The sequence below is a fragment of the Rubellimicrobium sp. CFH 75288 genome (assembly GCF_009904055.1).
In the GTDB taxonomy this organism is placed as follows: Bacteria; Pseudomonadota; Alphaproteobacteria; order Rhodobacterales; family Rhodobacteraceae; genus Rubellimicrobium.
In genome coordinates this window covers 1-261 of the sequence record NZ_WYDP01000069.1, presented here as the reverse complement: position 1 = coordinate 261, position 261 = coordinate 1, and the positions used below count along the sequence as shown (strand labels likewise).

Below are 261 nucleotides of genomic sequence, written 5' to 3'. Positions count from 1 at the left end.
CGGATCGCCTCGTCCTGGCCGATCACGCGCTGGTGGAGCCGCTCCTCCATCTTCAGAAGCTTGGCGCGTTCCTCCTCGGTCAGTTCATCGACCGGGATGCCGGTCAGCTTGGAGACGATCTGCGCCACATGGGTCGCGCGCACCTCGGCCGACCCGGTGGCGCGCGCCTTCTCCCAGGCCTCGATCAGCTCCTTGAGCCTGGCGTCCTTCGCCTCGATCTGCTTGCCGATCTCGGCAGCCTTCTCGAAGTTCTTGCGCGAG

The 261-nt window shown here is 66.3% G+C and carries 1 pseudogene; it reads right to left on the bottom strand.

The features are described from left to right. A pseudogene (locus GT358_RS16415) lies at positions 1 to 261 on the bottom strand (hypothetical protein); the annotation flags it as partial.